The organism is Geodermatophilus marinus (assembly GCF_003428645.1).
In the GTDB taxonomy this organism is placed as follows: domain Bacteria; phylum Actinomycetota; class Actinomycetes; order Mycobacteriales; family Geodermatophilaceae; genus Geodermatophilus.
Window position 1 is genome coordinate 101,560 of the sequence record NZ_QVQH01000002.1, and the last position, 15,600, is coordinate 117,159.

Consider the following 15,600-nt stretch of genomic DNA (forward strand, 5'->3'; position numbering starts at 1 on the left):
GGCGTTGACCTCATCGAGTGGGGTGCAGGACCGTAGACCCCACGGACCGCCAGTCACCTCGAGGAGATGACGATGCCCAGCAAGAACCCGGCCTTCAGCCGGGCCTTCGGCGACGCCGGCAACGGCCGGCCGCAGGCCCAGCAGTACGGCCAGTGGGGCGCCCCCCAGTACGGTGCCCCGCAGCACGGCGCCCCCCAGTACGGGGCTCCGCAGCAGTACGGTGCGCCGGCGCCCTACCAGCAGGCGCCGTACACGCGCACCACCACCAAGTACATGACGATGGACGACGTCGTCCAGAAGACGGGTCTGTCGTTCCTCGTCACGGTGCTCTCGGCGGCCGTGACGTGGGCGGTCCTCCCCGAGTCGCTGGCGTGGGGCCTGACCCTGCCGGCCGTGCTCGTGGCGCTGGTCCTCGGCCTGGTGATCGCCTTCAAGCAGATCGCCAACCCGGTGGCCACGCTGTCCTACGGCGCGCTGTACGGCATCGCCCTCGGTGCCATCAGCGAGGCGTTCAACAGCATCTACCCGGGCATCGTCGGCCAGGCGCTGATCGGGACCTTCGGCGTCTTCGCCGGGATGCTGGTGATCTACAAGACCGGTGCCATCCGCGTCACCCCGAAGCTGACCCGCTGGATCGTCGGCGCGCTGTTCGGTGTGCTGGCCCTGGTGCTGGTCAACCTGGTCGCCGGCTTCTTCGTCGACGGTGGCCTGGGCCTGCGCGACGGTGGCCCGCTGGCGATCGTGTTCAGCCTGGTCGTGATCGGTGTGGCGGCCTTCTCGCTGCTGCTCGACTTCGACATGGCCGACGAGGCGATCCGCCGCGGCGCCCCGGCGAAGTTCGCCTGGTACATCGCCTTCGGCCTGCTGGTGACGGTCGTCTGGCTGTACCTGGAGATCCTGCGGCTGCTGTCCTACTTCCAGGACAACTGACCCGCAGCGCACCGCAGACCGGTGGCCCGGTCCCCGCGAGGGGGCCGGGCCACCGGCCTGTCCGGGCCCGGTCGCGCCGCGATCATGAAGTCCGGGAACGGGCACGCCGCGGGTCACCGGCGTGCCGCGTCCCGGACCTCATGATCGCGGGGAGCGCGGGGAGCGGCTCAGCTCAGGCGCTCGAGCACCATCGCCATGCCCATGCCGCCACCGACGCACATGGTCTCCAGGCCGAACGTCTTGTCCTTGGTCTGCAGCCCGTTGAGCAGCGTGCCGGTGATGCGGGCGCCGGTCATGCCGAACGGGTGCCCGACCGCGATCGCCCCGCCGTGCACGTTGAGCCGGTCGATGTCGATGCCCAGGTCGCGGTAGCTCGGGATGACCTGGGCGGCGAAGGCCTCGTTGATCTCGACGAGGTCGATGTCGCCGATGCTCATCCCGGCCCGCTGGAGGGCCAGCTTCGAGGCCTCGACCGGGCCGTACCCCATGATCTCCGGCGACAGGCCGGTGACCGCGGTCGAGACGATCCGGGCCAGCGGCGTCAGGCCGAGGTCGCGGGCCTTCGCGTCGCTCATGACGACCACCGCGGCCGCGCCGTCGTTGAGCGGGCAGGCGTTGGCGGCGGTCACCCGCCCGTCGGGGCGGAACACCGGCTTGAGCTGCGAGACGGCCTCGAGGGTGACACCCGGGCGGGGGCCGTCGTCGGTGCTGACCACGGTGCCGTCCGGCGTGGTCACCGGGGTGATCTCCCGGGCCCAGAACCCGTCGGCGATCGCCTGCTCGGCCAGGTTCTGGCTGCGCACGGCGAACTCGTCCATGTCCTGGCGGGAGACGTCCTTGAGCAGGGCCAGGTTCTCGGCGGTCTGCCCCATCGCGACGTAGATGTCGGGGATCTCGCCGTTCTCCCGCGGGTCGGTCCAGGAGTCCGCGCCGCTCTCGGCGGTCTTGGCCACCCGGGCCTGGGCGTCGGCGAACACAGGGTTGTGGGTCTCGGGCAGCGAGTCCGAGTTGCCCTTGACGAAGCGGGACACCATCTCCACGCCCGCGGAGATGAACACGTCGCCCTCGCCGGCCTTGATGGCGTGCATCGCCATGCGGGTCGTCTGCAGCGAGGAGGAGCAGTAGCGGGTGATCGTCGTCCCGGGCAGGTGGTCCATGCCGAGCAGCACGCTGACCACCCGGCCCATGTTGTAGCCCTGCTCCCCGCCGGGCAGGCCGCAGCCGAGGATCAGGTCGTCGATGTCGGTCGGGTCCAGCGCCGGCACCTTGTCCAGCGCGGCGCGCACGATCGTGGCGGTCAGGTCGTCGGGACGCAGGTCCTTCAGCGACCCCTTGAACGCCCGGCCGATCGGCGAGCGGGCGGTCGAGACGATGACTGCTTCGGGCATGGGTCCTCCACGGCGAGGGCTGGCCGGCACGGTGGGCCGGGCGGTGCTGTCCCCCTGAACCTACTCCGCGGTAACGCGCGTGGTGCCCGGCGCGGGGGTGGCGTCCTCGGCCTCGCCGGGGGCCGGCAGGTCCGGCGGCCGCCGGCGGCGCAGCCGCGCCCAGGGGCCGCGCGGGCCGGTCTCCGAGCCGCGCACCGCGGTCGGCTGGACCTCGGTGCCGGTCCGGCCCGCGGCGCGGACCGCGGCCCGGTCGACGGGGCGGATGGTGTCCCGGCGCAGGTTGCGCAGCCCGCGGTCGGCCGCCGCCGGCCACACGCCGATCGCGTCGGCCAGGGAGGGGAGCAGCACCGCGGCCGCCGCGGCGTACCCGGCCGCGCTGGGGTGGAACTCGTCGCCGCTGAACAACCCGCTGTCCTCGGCGAAGCGCGGGCCGAGCACCGACCCGAGCGAGACGGTGCGCCCGCCCTCCTCCACCACGGCGATCGTCTGGGCGGCGGCCATCTGCCGGCTCCAGCGGCGGGCCAGCCCCCGCAGCGGCTGGCCGATCGGCCGGACCGTGCCGAGGTCGGGGCAGGTGCCGACGACGACCTCGGCGCCGGACGCGGTGAGGCGGCGCACCGCGTCCCGCAGGTGCCGCACGGAGACCGCGAGGGCGGTCCGGGAGGTCACGTCGTTGGCCCCGATCATCACCAGGACCAGGTCGGGCCGCTCGGCCAGCGCCCCGGCGACCTGCCCGCCGAGGTCCGCCGACCTCGCCCCCGACCGCGCCAGGCGGACCAGCCGCACCGGCCGCTCGGCCAGCTCGGCCAGCGCGGCGGCCAGCAGCACCCCGGGGGTCTCCGCGGCCCGCTGCACACCCAGCCCCACCGCGCTGGAGTCGCCGAGCACGGCGAAGACGATCGGCTTGCCCCGGCCTCGCCCGGCGGCGTGGCCGTAGACGCCGTCCCCCGCGGGCGGGTCGGCCTCCTTGCGGGCCTCCACGCGGCGGCGCGCCGACCGGGCCTGCTGGCGCAGCAGGGCGACCATCCCGGCACCGGCCAGGCCCAGGCCCCCGCTGCCGTAGGCGGCCCCGGTGGCCAGCCTGCGTGCCGTGCTCGCCCGCGTCACCGCCGCCCCCGTCCCGCCGTCCCTCCTGTTCCCCGCAGGCTAACCGCCCCTACGGTGCAGCCGTGACCGCTTCCCCCGCAGGGGTGCCCCCGGGATCCCCCGACGTCCGCACCCGCCAGATCGTCGACGTCCTCGTCGAGGCGTTCTCCGACCTCATGCGGGCCGACGCCGACGCCTTCCGGACCAAGTTCCGCAAGATGGCCGCGGACCCGTTCGCGTTCTACCGCGGCAGCGCCTGCCTGTTCTACGCCGACATGGCCGGGCTCGAGGACCGCTGGAGCGACGAGCGGACCCGGCGGGTGTGGATCCAGGGCGACCTGCACGCGGAGAACTTCGGCACCTACATGGACGGCACCGGCCGGATCGTCTTCGACGTCAACGACTTCGACGAGGCCTACCTGGGTCACGTCAGCTGGGACCTGCGCCGGTTCTGCGCCAGCTTCGCCCTGCTGGCCTGGCGCAAGGCGTTCTCCGACGACGTCATCGCCGACCTGCTCCGCCGCTACCTCGGCGCCTACCTCGACCAGGTGGCCGCCTTCACGCGCACCGCCGACGACCGCTCGTTCGCGCTGGTCCGCGAGAACACCGAGGGCGCGGTGCACGACGTCATCCTGCGGACCGCCGCGCGCACCCGCCTCGACCTGCTGGCCCGCTCGACCGTCGTCGAGGACTTCGAGCGCCGCTTCGCCGACGGCCCGCGCACCCGGCGGCTGGGCGAGGAGGAGCGGGCGCGGGTGCTCGACGCCCTCGAGCGCTGGAGGGGGACGGTCCGCCCGCCGGCCCGCCGCCGGGACGTCGCCTACGACGTGAAGGACGTCGTGGCCACCGGCGGATTCGGCATCGGCAGCGCCGGCCTGCCGGCCTACAACGTGCTCCTGGAGGGGTACGACCAGGCGCTGGAGAACGACGTCGTGCTCTCGCTCAAGCAGGGCAACGTGGCCGCGCCGAGCCGCGTGGTCCGGGACCCGGCGATCCGTGCCGCCTTCGAGCACGAGGGGCACCGGACGGCGGTCTCCGAGCGGGCGCTGCAGGCCAACGCCTCCCAGTTCCTCGGCTGGACCGAGATCGACCGCGTCGGCTTCGTGGTCAAGGAGCTCTCGCCCTACGAGTCCGACCTGGAGTGGGACGACCTGACCGAGCCCGAGGAGATCGCCCCGGTGATGACCCAGCTGGGGCGGGCCACGGCGAAGATGCACTGCGTCGGGGACGCCGACGCCGACCCCGCGCTGGTGCCCTTCCAGACCGAGGAGGCCATCACCGCGATGGTGGGGGACCGGCGCGGCGAGTTCGTCGAGGACCTCGTCGCCTTCGCCCACGACTACGCCCGGCGGACCCAGGAGGACCACCGGTCGTTCGTCGACGCCTTCCGCGCCGGGCTGATCCCCGGCATCAGCTCGAGCGGGGCGCACCCGGTTCCCCGGTGACCCCCCGGCACAGGAAGCTCTTCCCCCGTCAGGGTGCCGGGAACGCGGGAAGAGCTTCCTGTGCCCTGGCCGGCAGGTCGAGGAGCATCCCGACGTGCGGGCCGATGCCGGGCACGTCGAACTCGCCGGTGACGGTCGTGAACCCCATCAGCGCGTAGAAGCCGGCGGCCGGGACCCGGGCGTTGCACCACACCAGGTCGCCGCCGCGCCCGGCCACCACCGCCAGCCCGGCCTCGACCAGCGCCCGGCCGGCGCCGCTGCCGCGTACCGCGGGGTCGGTCGCCATGCCGCGCAGCTGCCAGGGGGCCCGGGCGTGCGGCCGCCAGGGGCAGGCGGCCGGCGCGAGCCGCACGACACCGGTCACCCGGCCGTCGGCGGCGCGCGCGGCCAGGTGCACGGTGGCCGGGTCGTCGTCCCCCGGGAGGCCGGCCGGCCCACCGCCGCGCAGGACGGCGCTGCGCAGCGGGAGGACGACGTCGACGGGCACCGGCTCGACGGTCGGGGCGGCGCTCGCGTCGGAGGTCACCCGCCCAGTCTCCCTCAGCGGGCGCGCCGTCCCCGCCGCGTGCGCAGTGGAAGGACCTGCTCCTCCCCGGCCCTCGCAAGCTCGGGCCGGGGCCCGGGAGCAGGCCTCACCGGCTCCGCCGCCCCCTCCGGGTGCGCAGATAATCTGCGACGACGTACTCGCCGAGCCGGTTGCTGTCGGGGGTGAACACCCGGCCCCCGGCCCGCTGGGTGATGTCGTGGACGAAGTGCACCAGCCCGGGCTCCGGGTCGAGCGCGAAGACGTTCATGGTCGCCCCCGACCGGGCGACCCGCTCCACCTCCGCGACGGTGCGGGCGATGGTCTCCGGCATCGGCGGCCAGCAGAAGAACGGCGTCCCGTCGTCCTCCAGGTGCGCGGTCGGCTCGCCGTCGGTGACCACCAGCACCACCGGCTCGGCGTCCTTGTGCCTGGCCAGGAACCGCCGGGCCAGGATCAGCCCGTGCTGCAGGTTGGTGCCCTGCAGCGTGTCCACGCTGAGCTCGGCGAGGGTCTCCGGGCGCAGCACCTGGGCGGTCGAGGAGAAGCCGATGATCTGGATCGCGTCCTGCGGGAAGCGGGTGGTCACCAGCGAGTGCAGCGCCATCGCCGTGGACTTGGCCGCACCCCACGTACCGCGCAGCGCCATCGAGTAGGAGAGGTCGACGAGCAGGGCCACGGCGGCGCCGGTGCGCCGCTCGGTCTCCACGACCTCGAAGTCCTCGACGGCGATGCGGACGCCGCGGTCCGCGTCCAACCGGGGGTCGCCGGCGGTGCGCAGCACGGCGTTGCGCACCGTGCGGACGACGTCCAGCGGCTGCTCGTCGCCGAAGTGCCACTCCCGCGAGGCGCCGGTCAGCTCCCCGGCGGCGCCGGCGTCCGCGACGTCGTGCTCCCCGCGGCCGGTCGCGTCGAGCTCGGCGAACACCCGGCGCAGCGCCGTCGCCCCGAGCCGGCGCACCGCCTTGGGGGAGAGCTCGAGCCGGCCGTCGGTGCGGTTGAGGTACCCCTGCCGCTCCAGCTCGCGCTCCATCTGGCGCAGCGCGGCGAGGTCGTCGACGGCCGGGCGGCCCAGCGCCCGCTGCAGCAGCTCCTCGTCGACGTCGGCCAGCGAGGCGCCGGCGTAGCCCTGGGAGAGCTGGTTGGACAGCGCCTCGAGGTCGGCCAGCTCGGCGACCGCGCTGGTCGCGTCGCCGAGGCCGAGGCCCTGCTCGCCGTCGGGCACCTGCCCGCGCTGACCCCACGGCAGGTCGGGGCGGGCCTGGCGCAGCGCGTCCTGCAGGTGGGCCATCTCGCTGGCCAGCCCCATGTCCTGCATCGTCTGCGCCATCAGGTCGGCCAGCTCGGCCCGCTGCTCGGGGGACAGGCCGGCTATCATCCGCTCCTGCGCGGCCGCCCGGCGGGCCAGCGAGTCGATCAGCTCGTCGACCGACTGCGGGTCGTCCGGGAAGAACTGGCCGTGCTCGTCCATGAAGTCGGCGAACTGCTGGTCGGTGTCCTCGCCGCGGTTGTGCGCGTCGAGCAGCGCGGAGAGGTCGGCGACCATGTCCTTGACCTGCTGCATGGCGGCGGAGTCGCCGTCCTGCATGGCCTGCAACGCCTGCTTCATGCCCTGGAAGGAGCTGTCGAGCACCTCGTGGCGCAGCAGGTCCTGGATCCGGTCGTAGGCCTGGCGGGCCTCGTCGGACCGCCACGGGTACTCCTTGAGCGCGCGGACCGCGCCGGCGGTGTCGTCGGGCAGCGCGTCGAGCTCGGCCTCCGCCAGGCGGGCGGCGTCGTCCGGGTCGGGGAACAGCTCCCGCCGCTCGGCCTCCACCGCCCGGTCCAGCAGCTCCCGGACCTCCTCGAGCGTGCCGTCCATGCGCCCGGCGCTGCGGGCCTGCCGCAACCGCTCGCGGACCGAGCGGCGCAGCTCGTCCAGGCCGCGGCGGCCGTCCATGCCACGGCGGAGCAGCTCGCGCAGCGCCTCGCGCACGCCGCTGCCGGCCAGCACCGAGTCGCCGATCTCGTCGACGGCCCCGCCCAGGTCGTAGGGCGGGGCCAGCGGGTCGGGCCCGCCCCGCCAGCGTCCGTACCGGTAGCCCTTCCCGGGCCGCCTCACCACGGTCAGGCCCCGTACACGGTGCGGCCGCCGTCGGTGTCCTTGGCCAGCCGCCGGGTCAGGTAGAGGCCCTCGAGCGCGAACTCCACCGCGGCGGCGGCCTGCTCGGCCGACTGCTCGCTCTCGGGGACGCCGAGCCGGCCCAGCAGCTCGGCCAGCCGCGGGACGGTGCCCAGCTGGCCCAGCAGCGCCGCGGCCGGCACCAGGTCGCCGGACTCCACCGTCTCACCGCCGGTGAAGTGCTCCTGCAGCCCGGTGAGGTCCAGTCCGGCGCAGCGGGCGCGGAAGGTCTGCGCGGTCGCCTGGCGCAGCAGGTGGTCGAGGACCTCCAGCTCGCGCTCGTCGTCCGGGTCGCTGCCGGCGTCGGCGAACTCGACCTTGCCGCGGCTGGCGGGCACGACCCCGGCCAGGTCGACCACGCGGGCCACCGGCCGGGTCTCCCCGGCCACCGCGGCCCGGCGGACGGCGGAGGCCGCCACGGTCTCCAGCGCGGCGATGGCGAAGCGGGCGCTCACCCCCGAGCGCTGGTCGACGTGGTTGGACTCGCGCACCAGCCGGGTGAAGCGGGCGACGATCTCGGCCAGGTGCTCGGGGACGATCGGGGCGTCCACCGCGGCCTCGCCGCCGCCGCGGCCCCGCCAGCTGACGTCGGCCTCCTGGTGCAGCAGGCGGATCTCGTCGGCCAGCTCGATGGGGTAGTGGGTGCGCACCTCGGTGCCGAACCGGTCCTTGAGCGGGGTGATGATCCGGCCCCGGTTGGTGTAGTCCTCGGGGTTGGCGCTGGCGACCAGGAGCAGGTCCAGCGGCAGCCGCACCCGGTAGCCGCGGATCTGGATGTCGCGCTCCTCGAGCACGTTGAGCAGGGCGACCTGGATGCGCTCGGCGAGGTCGGGCAGCTCGTTGACGCTGAAGATGCCGCGGTTGGTGCGCGGGACCAGGCCGTAGTGGACGGTCTCCGGGTCGCCGAGCGTGCGGCCCTCGGCCACCTTGATGGGGTCGACGTCCCCGATGAGGTCGCCGACGGAGGTGTCGGGGGTGGCCAGCTTCTCGCCGAAGCGGTCGCTGCGGTGCAGCCACCCGACGGGGGTGTCGTCGCCGTGCTCGGCGACCTGCCGGTGCGCCCACACGCTGATCGGGTGCAGGGGGTGCTCGTTGAGCTCGCTGCCGACCAGCACCGGCGTCCACTCGTCGAGGAGGCCGACGAGGGTGCGGATCAGCCGGGTCTTGCCCTGGCCGCGCTCGCCGAGCAGGACGAGGTCGTGGCCGGCGATGAGGGCCCGCTCGACCTCGGGGACGACGGTGTCCTCGAAGCCGACGATGCCGGGGAGGGTGGGCTCGCCGTCGGCGAGGCGGGCGAGCAGGTTGGCGCGGATCTCGGCCTTCACGGGCCGGAAGGCGGCGCCGCCGTCGCGGAGCTCGCCGAGGGTGGTCGGAGGGGGAGGAGCGGAGGCGGTGGTGCCGGGGTCCGTCACCCCCGCCACGGTACGACTCCGGGCGCCCGTCGGGCACCGTCCCCGGTCCGCCGCCTGCGAGGATCCGGCCATGGCCGCTGCCCCGGTGCCCCTCGTCAGCGCCGCCGACGTGGCGGTGGCCGCCGCGCTGCTCGAGGACGTCGCCCGGCGGACGCCGCTGGAGCACTCGCGGGCCCTGGCCGCGCGGGTCGGCGGCCCGGTCTGGCTCAAGTGCGAGAACCTGCAGCGCACCGGGTCGTTCAAGTTCCGCGGCGCGTACACCCGGCTCTCCCGGCTGGACCCGGCCGAGCGGGCCCGGGGCGTGGTCGCGGCCAGCGCGGGCAACCACGCGCAGGGGGTGGCGCTGGCCGCGCAGATGCTCGGGATCCGGGCCACGGTCTTCATGCCCGAGGCCGCCCCGCTGCCGAAGGTCGCCGCCACCCGCGGGTACGGCGCCGACGCCCGCCTCGGCGGGGCCACGCTCACCGAGGCGCTGGCCGCCGCCGGTGAGCACGCCGAGCGCACCGGCGCGGTGTTCATCCACCCCTTCGACCACCCCGACGTCATCGCCGGCCAGGGCTCGGTCGGCATCGAGCTGCTCCACCAGTGCCCGGACGTCGCCACGGTGGTGGTGTGCACCGGCGGCGGCGGGCTGGTCTCCGGCATCGCGGCCGCCGTCAAGGGCCGCCGTCCCGACGTCCGCGTGGTCGGCGTGCAGGCCGCCGCGGCCGCCGCGTTCCCCGCCTCGCTGGCCGCCGGGCGCCCGGTGCCGCTGGCGTCGATGGCGACGATGGCCGACGGCATCGCCGTGGGCGCGCCCGGCGCGCTGACCCTCGCCCACGTGGCGCACCTCGTCGACGAGGTGCGCACCGTCAGCGAGGAGGACCTCTCCCGCGCGCTGCTGTTCTGCCTGGAGCGCGCCAAGCTGGTCGTCGAGCCGGCCGGCGCGGCCGCCGTCGCGGCGGTGCTGGCCGACCCCGCCGCCTTCCCGCCGCCGGTGGTCGCGGTGGTCTCCGGCGGCAACGTCGACCCGGTGCTGCTGCTCAAGGTGGTCCAGCACGGCATGGCGGCGGCCGGCCGCTACCTGCGGCTGCGGCTGCGGGTGCCCGACCGGCCGGGCTCGCTGGTGGCGGTGCTGGCCGAGCTGGCGGCCGTCGGCGCCAACGTCCTGGAGGTCGGGCACGAGCGGACGTCGACCCGACTGGACCTCGGCGAGGTGGAGGTCCTCGTCGTCGTGGAGACCCGGGGCCCCGACCACGCCGACGACGTCGTCGCCGTCCTCGACCGGGCCGGGTGGCCGGTGACCCGCGGCTGAGGGCGGACGGCGATCGGTTCCCGGCGCCGCACCGGTCCTACCGCCGGAGCCCCGCACCCGGCGGGGCGTGGTGAGGGAGAACCGTGGGTCAGCTGTGCGCGAACACCGCGTGGATCGGTCGGAAAGCGGTCGGGAGTTGTCCGCACCGGGTCCTAGCGTGGTGGTCATGACCGATGCGATAGTCGTCGAGGGGCTGGTGAAGCGCTTCGGCGCGACCACCGCCCTCGACGGGGTGGACCTGACCGTGGCCGAGGGGACGGTGCTGGGCCTGCTCGGCCCCAACGGGGCGGGCAAGACCACCGTGGTGCGGATCCTCACGACCCTGCTGCAGCCGGACGCGGGCCGGGTGCAGGTCGCGGGGGTCGACGTCCTCCGGGACCCGGACGCGGTGCGCTCCTCGATCGGCCTCACCGGCCAGTACGCCGCCGTCGACGAGTACCTGACCGGCACGGAGAACCTGGAGATGGTCGGCCGGCTGTACCGGCTCGGGAAGCGGGAGGCGCGGGAGCGGGCCCGCGAGCTGCTCGAGCGGTTCGACCTGACCGCCGCGGCCGACCGGCCGGCGAAGACCTACTCCGGCGGCATGCGCCGCCGGCTCGACATCGCCGCCTCCCTGATCGCCCGGCCGCGGATCGTCTTCCTCGACGAGCCGACGACCGGGCTGGACCCGCGCAGCCGGCTGGCCATGTGGGAGTTCATCGCCGACCTGGCCACCGGTGGGACGACGGTCCTGCTCACCACCCAGTACCTGGAGGAGGCCGACCGCCTCGCCGACCGCATGGTGGTGATCGACCGCGGCCGGGTGATCGCCCGCGGCACCGCCGACGAGCTCAAGGCGCAGGTCGGCGGCCAGCGGCTGGAGCTGACCCTGGCCAGCGCCGGGGACCTCGTGCCGGCCGCCGAGCGGCTGCGGCCGCTGGGCACCGACGAGCCGCACCTCGACGACTCGACCCGCCGGCTCAGCCTGCCGGTGAGCGGCGGCATGGACGTGATCGCCGAGGCGGTGCGGCGGCTCGACGGCACCGGGGTCGAGGTGCTCGACCTGGCCCTGCGCCGGCCCGACCTCGACGACGTCTTCCTCACCCTGACCGGTCACGCCGCCGAGGAGGAGCCGGCCGGGACCGAGGGCGACCGGACGCCGGCCGCCACGGGAGGTGCGCCGCGATGACCACGCTCGCGCAGACGCTGTCCGACAGCGCCACGGTCACCCGGCGCAACCTGATCAAGGTCAAGCGGGTGCCCGACCTGATCGTCTTCGCGACGCTGTCGCCGATCATGTTCGTGGTGCTGTTCCGCTACGTGTTCGGCGGGGCGATCGGCGGGCTGCCGGAGGGCATCAGCTACGCCGAGTTCCTGCTGCCCGGCATCTTCGCCCAGACGGTGGTGTTCGGGAGCACGATCACCGGGGCCAGCCTCGCCGACGACCTGCAGAAGGGCCTGATCGACCGGTTCCGCTCGCTGCCGATGTCGCGGTCGGCGGTCCTCATCGGGCGGACGGTCGCCGACGCGGGGCTCAACGTCATCTCCATCGCGGTGATGGCGCTGACCGGCCTGGTCGTCGGCTGGCGGATCAACTCCTCGATCGGGGAGGCGGTCGCCGGGTTCCTGGTGCTGCTCGTGTTCGCCTACGCCGTGTCCTGGCTGATGGCGGTCGTCGGGCTGCTGGTCCGCACGCCGGAGGTGGTCAACAACGCCAGCTTCATCGTGATCTTCCCGCTGACGTTCATCGCCAACACCTTCGTGCCGCTGGAGACCTTCCCGGCGGTGCTGCGGACCTTCGCCGAGTGGAACCCGGTGTCGGCGGTGGTGCAGGCAGCCCGGGAGCTGTTCGGCAACTGGCCGCCCTCCTACCCGGTGCCCGACGTGTGGGCGCTGCAGAACCCGGTGCTCTACACGCTGATCTGGTCGGCGATCATCCTCGCGGTGTTCGTCCCGCTGTCGGTGCGGCTCTACCAGCGCACGTCCACCCGGTGACCGGGGCACCGGCCGGCGGGTCCCCGCCGGCCGGGTGCCCCGGGGGTGGCGGGGCAGCGCAGGATGGACGGCGATGAGCGCCGACCTCGCCCCCGCCACCCCCGCCACCCTGCCCGCCGACAACCCGCTGGCGCAGCCCTCGGCCCTCCCGCTCGAGCTGCCGCCGTTCGCGGCGATCACCGTCGAGCACTGCCGCGAGGCGCTGCTGGCCGGCATGGCCGAGCAGCGTGCCGAGGTCGCGGCCGTCGTCGGCTCACCCGAGCCGCCGACGTTCGAGAACACCCTCGTGGCGCTCGAGCGCTCCGGCCGGCTCCACCGCCGCGCGGCGGCGGTGTTCCACAACCTCGCCTCCTCCCTGGCCACCGACCGGCTGCGGGAGGTCGAGCGCGAGCTCGCCCCGCTGGAGGCGGCGCACGCCGACGCCCTGCGGCTGGACCCCGCGCTGTTCGCCCGGGTCGACGCGGTGCACGCCGCCCGGCACGACCTGGGCCTCGACGCGGAGTCGGTCCGGCTGGTCGAGCGGTACCACACCGACTTCGTGCTCTCCGGCGCCCGGCTCGACGACGACGGGCGCGCCCGGCTGTCGGCGCTGAACCGGGAGCTGTCGGAGCTGTCGACGACGTTCGGCCAGAACCTGCTGCTGGCCACCGAGGCCGCCGCCGTCCTGGTGACCGACCCGGCCGAGCTCGACGGGCTGGGGGAGGAGGCGGCCGCCGCGGCCGCGCGGGCCGCCGCCGACCGCGGGCTGACCGGGTACCTGCTCACCCTCGTGCTGCCCACCGGTCAGCCGGTGCTCGCCCGGCTGCGCGACCGGGGCCTCCGGGAGCGGCTCCACCGGGCCTCGGTGGGCCGGGCCTCCACCGGTGCGCACGACAACGGGCCGGTCGCCGCGCGGATCGCCCGCCTGCGCGCCGAGCGGGCCCGGTTGCTGGGCTTCGCCACCCACGCCGACCTGGTGCTCGCCGACCAGACCGCGGGAACCACGGCCGCGGTCGACGCCATGCTGCGCCCGATGGTGCCGGCCGCGGTGGCCAACGCCCGGGCCGAGGCCCGGGTGCTCGCCGAGCACGCGGCACGCGACGGGGTCACCGACCTCGCGCCGTGGGACTGGGCGTACTACGCCGAGCGGGTCCGGGCCGAGCGCTACGCCGTCGACACCGCGGCGCTGCGGTCGTTCTTCGAGCTGGACCGGGTGCTCGTCGACGGGGTCTTCCGCGCCGCCGAGCTGCTCTACGGCTACCGGTTCACCCCGCGTCCCGACCTGGTCGGCTACCAGCCCGACGTCCGGGTGTGGGAGGTGACCGACGCCGACGGCGGGACCGTGGGCCTCTACCTCGGCGACTTCCTCGCCCGCGAGGGCAAGCGCGGCGGGGCGTGGATGAGCTCCTTCGTCACCCAGTCCCGGCTGCTGGGCACCCGGCCGGTGGTGGTCAACGTCCTCAACGTCACCCCGGGCGGGGACGGGCAGCCGACGCTGCTGACCCTCGACGAGGTGAACACGCTGTTCCACGAGTTCGGGCACACCCTGCACGGGCTGAGCTCGGCGGTCACGTACCCACGGTTCGCCGGTACGAGCGTTCCCCGGGACTTCGTCGAGTTCCCCAGCCAGGTCAACGAGATGTGGGCGCCCTGGCCGGAGGTGCTCGCCGGCTACGCCCGGCACGTCGACACCGGGGAGCCGCTGCCCGAGGCGGCGGTGGCCGCGCTCGAGGCCGCCCGGCTGTGGGGCGAGGGCTTCGCGACCGTCGAGTACCTCGCGGCCACGCTGCTCGACCAGGCCTGGCACCGGATCACCCCGGACACCGAGGTCGGCGACCCGGCGGAGTTCGAGCGGGCCGCCCTGGAGGCGGCCGGGATCGCCCTCGACCTGGTGCCCCCGCGCTACCGGACCACGTACTTCCAGCACGTCTTCGCCGGCGGGTACGCGGCCGGCTACTACTCCTACATCTGGTCCGAGGTCCTCGACGCGGACACCGTGGAGTGGTTCCGGGAGAACGGCGGCCTGCGGCGGGTCAACGGCGACGTCTTCCGGGAGCGGCTGCTCTCGGTGGGCGGCTCGGTGGACCCGATGGCGGCCTTCCGCGCGGTCCGGGGCCGGGACGCCGATCCCGGGCCCCTGCTCCGCCGCCGGGGGCTCTGCTGATGGTCGGCCTACCGGCCTCCAACCGCGGCCAGGTGCCGTCCCCGGTGAGGGGAGCCGCTGCGGTCGGGTCGCGCGTCGGGGGGCCCTCCGGGCCCCCGCTCCGCCCGACCCACCGCGGCCAGGTGCCGTCCCCGGTGAGGGGAGCCGCTGCGGTCGGGTCGCGCGTCGGGGGACCCTCCGGGCCCCGCTCCTGGCCGCCGCCCGGTCACAACCAGGGCAGCCGCAGCACCTCGTCGAGGTCGTCGGGGGCCGCGCCCTCGCGCACCAGCCGGTTGGGCTGGCGGTGGCCGCACGCGGTGCAGCGGTGGACCACCTGCCAGCCCTTGCCCGACTTCTCCACCAGGCCGACCGGCTCCATCGGGGCGCCGCAGTCGCTGGCCCGGTCGCCGGGCAGGTCGTCGACGTGCAGCGACCACAGGCACACCGGGCAGTGGTTGCGGTAGTGCCCGTCGGTGGTGGCCGGCACCGACGCTGCGCAGTGCACGCACACGAACGCGGTGTTCTCCGCCCGCCGGGAGCGGGCCGGGCGGCTCACGCCGCCACCCCGACCGGGGCCCCGCCGGTCAGGGGGCGAACGGCTCGACCGCCACGACCTCGACCGTCATCTCCCGGCCGTTGGGCGCCTCGTAGCTGACCGTCGTCCCGGGCGCGGCACCGAGGATCGCCGAGCCGAGCGCGGACTCCGGCGAGTAGACCTGCAGGTCCGTGGTGCCGGCGATCTCGCGCGAACCCAGCAGGAACTTCTCGGTCTCGTCGTCGCCGGCGAACTTGATCGTGATGACGGTGCCGGTGGCCGCGTGCGTCGCCGTCGTCGGTGCGTCGCCGACCCGGGCCTTGCGCAGCAGGTCCTCCAGCTGCCGGATGCGGGCCTCCTGCTTGCCCTGCTCGTCCTTGGCGGCGTGGTAGCCGCCGTTCTCGCGGAGGTCGCCCTCCTCGCGGCGGGCGTTGATCTCGGCGGCCATGGCCGGACGGCCCGCCACCAGCTGGTCGAGCTCGGCCTTCAACCGGTCGTGGGCCTCCTGGGTCAGCCAGACGCCCTGGGGCTGCTCGTCAGTGGGGGTGGACACGGTGGTTGCTCCTGAAATGTCGGTGGCCGCCCCCCACCGTGGGGGACGGCCTCGTTCAGAACGGTCAACGTAACACCTCGCGGCGGCCCGGTGTTCCGGCCGAACGGCGGTGGAGACGGAACGGTACCGGATCGTCGCGTGACCCGCGCCACGTCCACCCGTTCGTGGCCGCCGGCG

Annotated in this window: 13 protein-coding genes; 6 read left to right on the forward strand and 7 right to left on the reverse strand. The window is 74.9% G+C overall.

The window, feature by feature from the left end; genetic code table 11:
• Window positions 1-72: 72 nt before the first annotated feature.
• Window positions 73-930 (forward strand): Bax inhibitor-1/YccA family protein, encoded by an 858-nt coding sequence (locus D0Z06_RS02780; protein WP_117375857.1) that lies wholly within the window; start codon window positions 73-75, stop codon window positions 928-930.
• A gap of 167 nt (window positions 931-1,097) precedes the next feature.
• Here the strand turns inward: D0Z06_RS02780 and D0Z06_RS02785 are convergent, their stop codons facing one another.
• Entirely contained in the window at window positions 1,098-2,318 is a 1,221-nt protein-coding gene (locus D0Z06_RS02785; RefSeq protein WP_117375858.1) for an acetyl-CoA C-acetyltransferase, read from the reverse strand.
• Between the two features lie 60 nt (window positions 2,319-2,378).
• The gene (locus tag D0Z06_RS02790) at window positions 2,379-3,425 is read right to left on the reverse strand and encodes an SGNH/GDSL hydrolase family protein (protein WP_117375859.1); all 1,047 of its coding nucleotides are present in this window, start codon (window positions 3,423-3,425) and stop codon (window positions 2,379-2,381) included.
• A gap of 62 nt (window positions 3,426-3,487) precedes the next feature.
• Here D0Z06_RS02790 and D0Z06_RS02795 point away from each other — a divergent pair, with 62 nt between their 5' ends.
• Window positions 3,488-4,849, forward strand: coding sequence for a DUF2252 domain-containing protein (locus D0Z06_RS02795; protein ID WP_199522091.1), 1,362 nt, complete (start codon window positions 3,488-3,490; stop codon window positions 4,847-4,849).
• Between the two features lie 28 nt (window positions 4,850-4,877).
• Here the strand turns inward: D0Z06_RS02795 and D0Z06_RS02800 are convergent, their stop codons facing one another.
• The 3 genes from D0Z06_RS02800 to D0Z06_RS02810 all read right to left on the reverse strand — a co-directional run bounded on the left by D0Z06_RS02800 (window position 4,878) and on the right by D0Z06_RS02810 (window position 8,945).
• Window positions 4,878-5,375: a GNAT family N-acetyltransferase gene (locus D0Z06_RS02800; RefSeq protein ID WP_233517407.1), complete on the reverse strand. Its 498-nt coding sequence runs from the start codon at window positions 5,373-5,375 to the stop codon at window positions 4,878-4,880.
• A gap of 106 nt (window positions 5,376-5,481) precedes the next feature.
• Entirely contained in the window at window positions 5,482-7,473 is a 1,992-nt protein-coding gene (locus tag D0Z06_RS02805; RefSeq protein WP_233517408.1) for a VWA domain-containing protein, read from the reverse strand.
• 5 nt (window positions 7,474-7,478) lie between these two features.
• Window positions 7,479-8,945, reverse strand: a complete 1,467-nt coding sequence (locus D0Z06_RS02810) for a sigma 54-interacting transcriptional regulator (RefSeq protein ID WP_117376090.1) — start codon at window positions 8,943-8,945, stop codon at window positions 7,479-7,481.
• A 70-nt stretch (window positions 8,946-9,015) separates the two neighbouring features.
• On the opposite strand from D0Z06_RS02810, the gene ilvA reads away from it, so the two are divergent.
• The 4 genes from ilvA (at window position 9,016) to D0Z06_RS02830 (ending at window position 14,356) form a co-directional block, all read left to right on the forward strand.
• Window positions 9,016-10,239: a threonine ammonia-lyase gene (gene ilvA / locus D0Z06_RS02815; RefSeq protein WP_117375861.1), complete on the forward strand. Its 1,224-nt coding sequence runs from the start codon at window positions 9,016-9,018 to the stop codon at window positions 10,237-10,239.
• Window positions 10,240-10,405: 166 nt separating this feature from the next.
• Window positions 10,406-11,407, forward strand: coding sequence for an ATP-binding cassette domain-containing protein (locus tag D0Z06_RS02820; protein ID WP_117376091.1), 1,002 nt, complete (start codon window positions 10,406-10,408; stop codon window positions 11,405-11,407).
• The gene (locus tag D0Z06_RS02825) at window positions 11,404-12,213 is read left to right on the forward strand and encodes an ABC transporter permease (protein WP_117375862.1); all 810 of its coding nucleotides are present in this window, start codon (window positions 11,404-11,406) and stop codon (window positions 12,211-12,213) included. Before D0Z06_RS02820 ends, D0Z06_RS02825 begins: the two co-directional genes overlap by 4 nt.
• Before the next feature lie 73 nt (window positions 12,214-12,286).
• The gene (locus D0Z06_RS02830; RefSeq protein WP_117375863.1) at window positions 12,287-14,356 is read left to right on the forward strand and encodes a M3 family metallopeptidase; all 2,070 of its coding nucleotides are present in this window, start codon (window positions 12,287-12,289) and stop codon (window positions 14,354-14,356) included.
• Between the two features lie 205 nt (window positions 14,357-14,561).
• Here D0Z06_RS02830 and D0Z06_RS02835 read toward each other — a convergent pair whose 3' ends face one another.
• Together D0Z06_RS02835 and greA are read right to left on the reverse strand one after the other, a co-directional pair.
• Window positions 14,562-14,891: an RNHCP domain-containing protein gene (locus tag D0Z06_RS02835; protein WP_117375864.1), complete on the reverse strand. Its 330-nt coding sequence runs from the start codon at window positions 14,889-14,891 to the stop codon at window positions 14,562-14,564.
• Window positions 14,892-14,919: 28 nt separating this feature from the next.
• Window positions 14,920-15,423 (reverse strand): transcription elongation factor GreA, encoded by a 504-nt coding sequence (gene greA / locus D0Z06_RS02840; RefSeq protein ID WP_117375865.1) that lies wholly within the window; start codon window positions 15,421-15,423, stop codon window positions 14,920-14,922.
• Window positions 15,424-15,600: the final 177 nt, after the last annotated feature.

Bases quoted from the DNA above. Each gene is read 5' to 3' on its own strand.
- D0Z06_RS02780 (WP_117375857.1), top strand. From the start codon at position 73: ATGCCCAGCAAGAACCCGGCCTTCAGCCGGGCCTTCGGCGACGCCGGC.
- D0Z06_RS02820 (WP_117376091.1), top strand. From the start codon at position 10,406: ATGACCGATGCGATAGTCGTCGAGGGGCTGGTGAAGCGCTTCGGCGCG.
- D0Z06_RS02785 (WP_117375858.1), bottom strand. From the start codon at position 2,318: ATGCCCGAAGCAGTCATCGTCTCGACCGCCCGCTCGCCGATCGGCCGG.
- D0Z06_RS02830 (WP_117375863.1), top strand. From the start codon at position 12,287: ATGAGCGCCGACCTCGCCCCCGCCACCCCCGCCACCCTGCCCGCCGAC.
- D0Z06_RS02825 (WP_117375862.1), top strand. From the start codon at position 11,404: ATGACCACGCTCGCGCAGACGCTGTCCGACAGCGCCACGGTCACCCGG.
- ilvA (WP_117375861.1), top strand. From the start codon at position 9,016: ATGGCCGCTGCCCCGGTGCCCCTCGTCAGCGCCGCCGACGTGGCGGTG.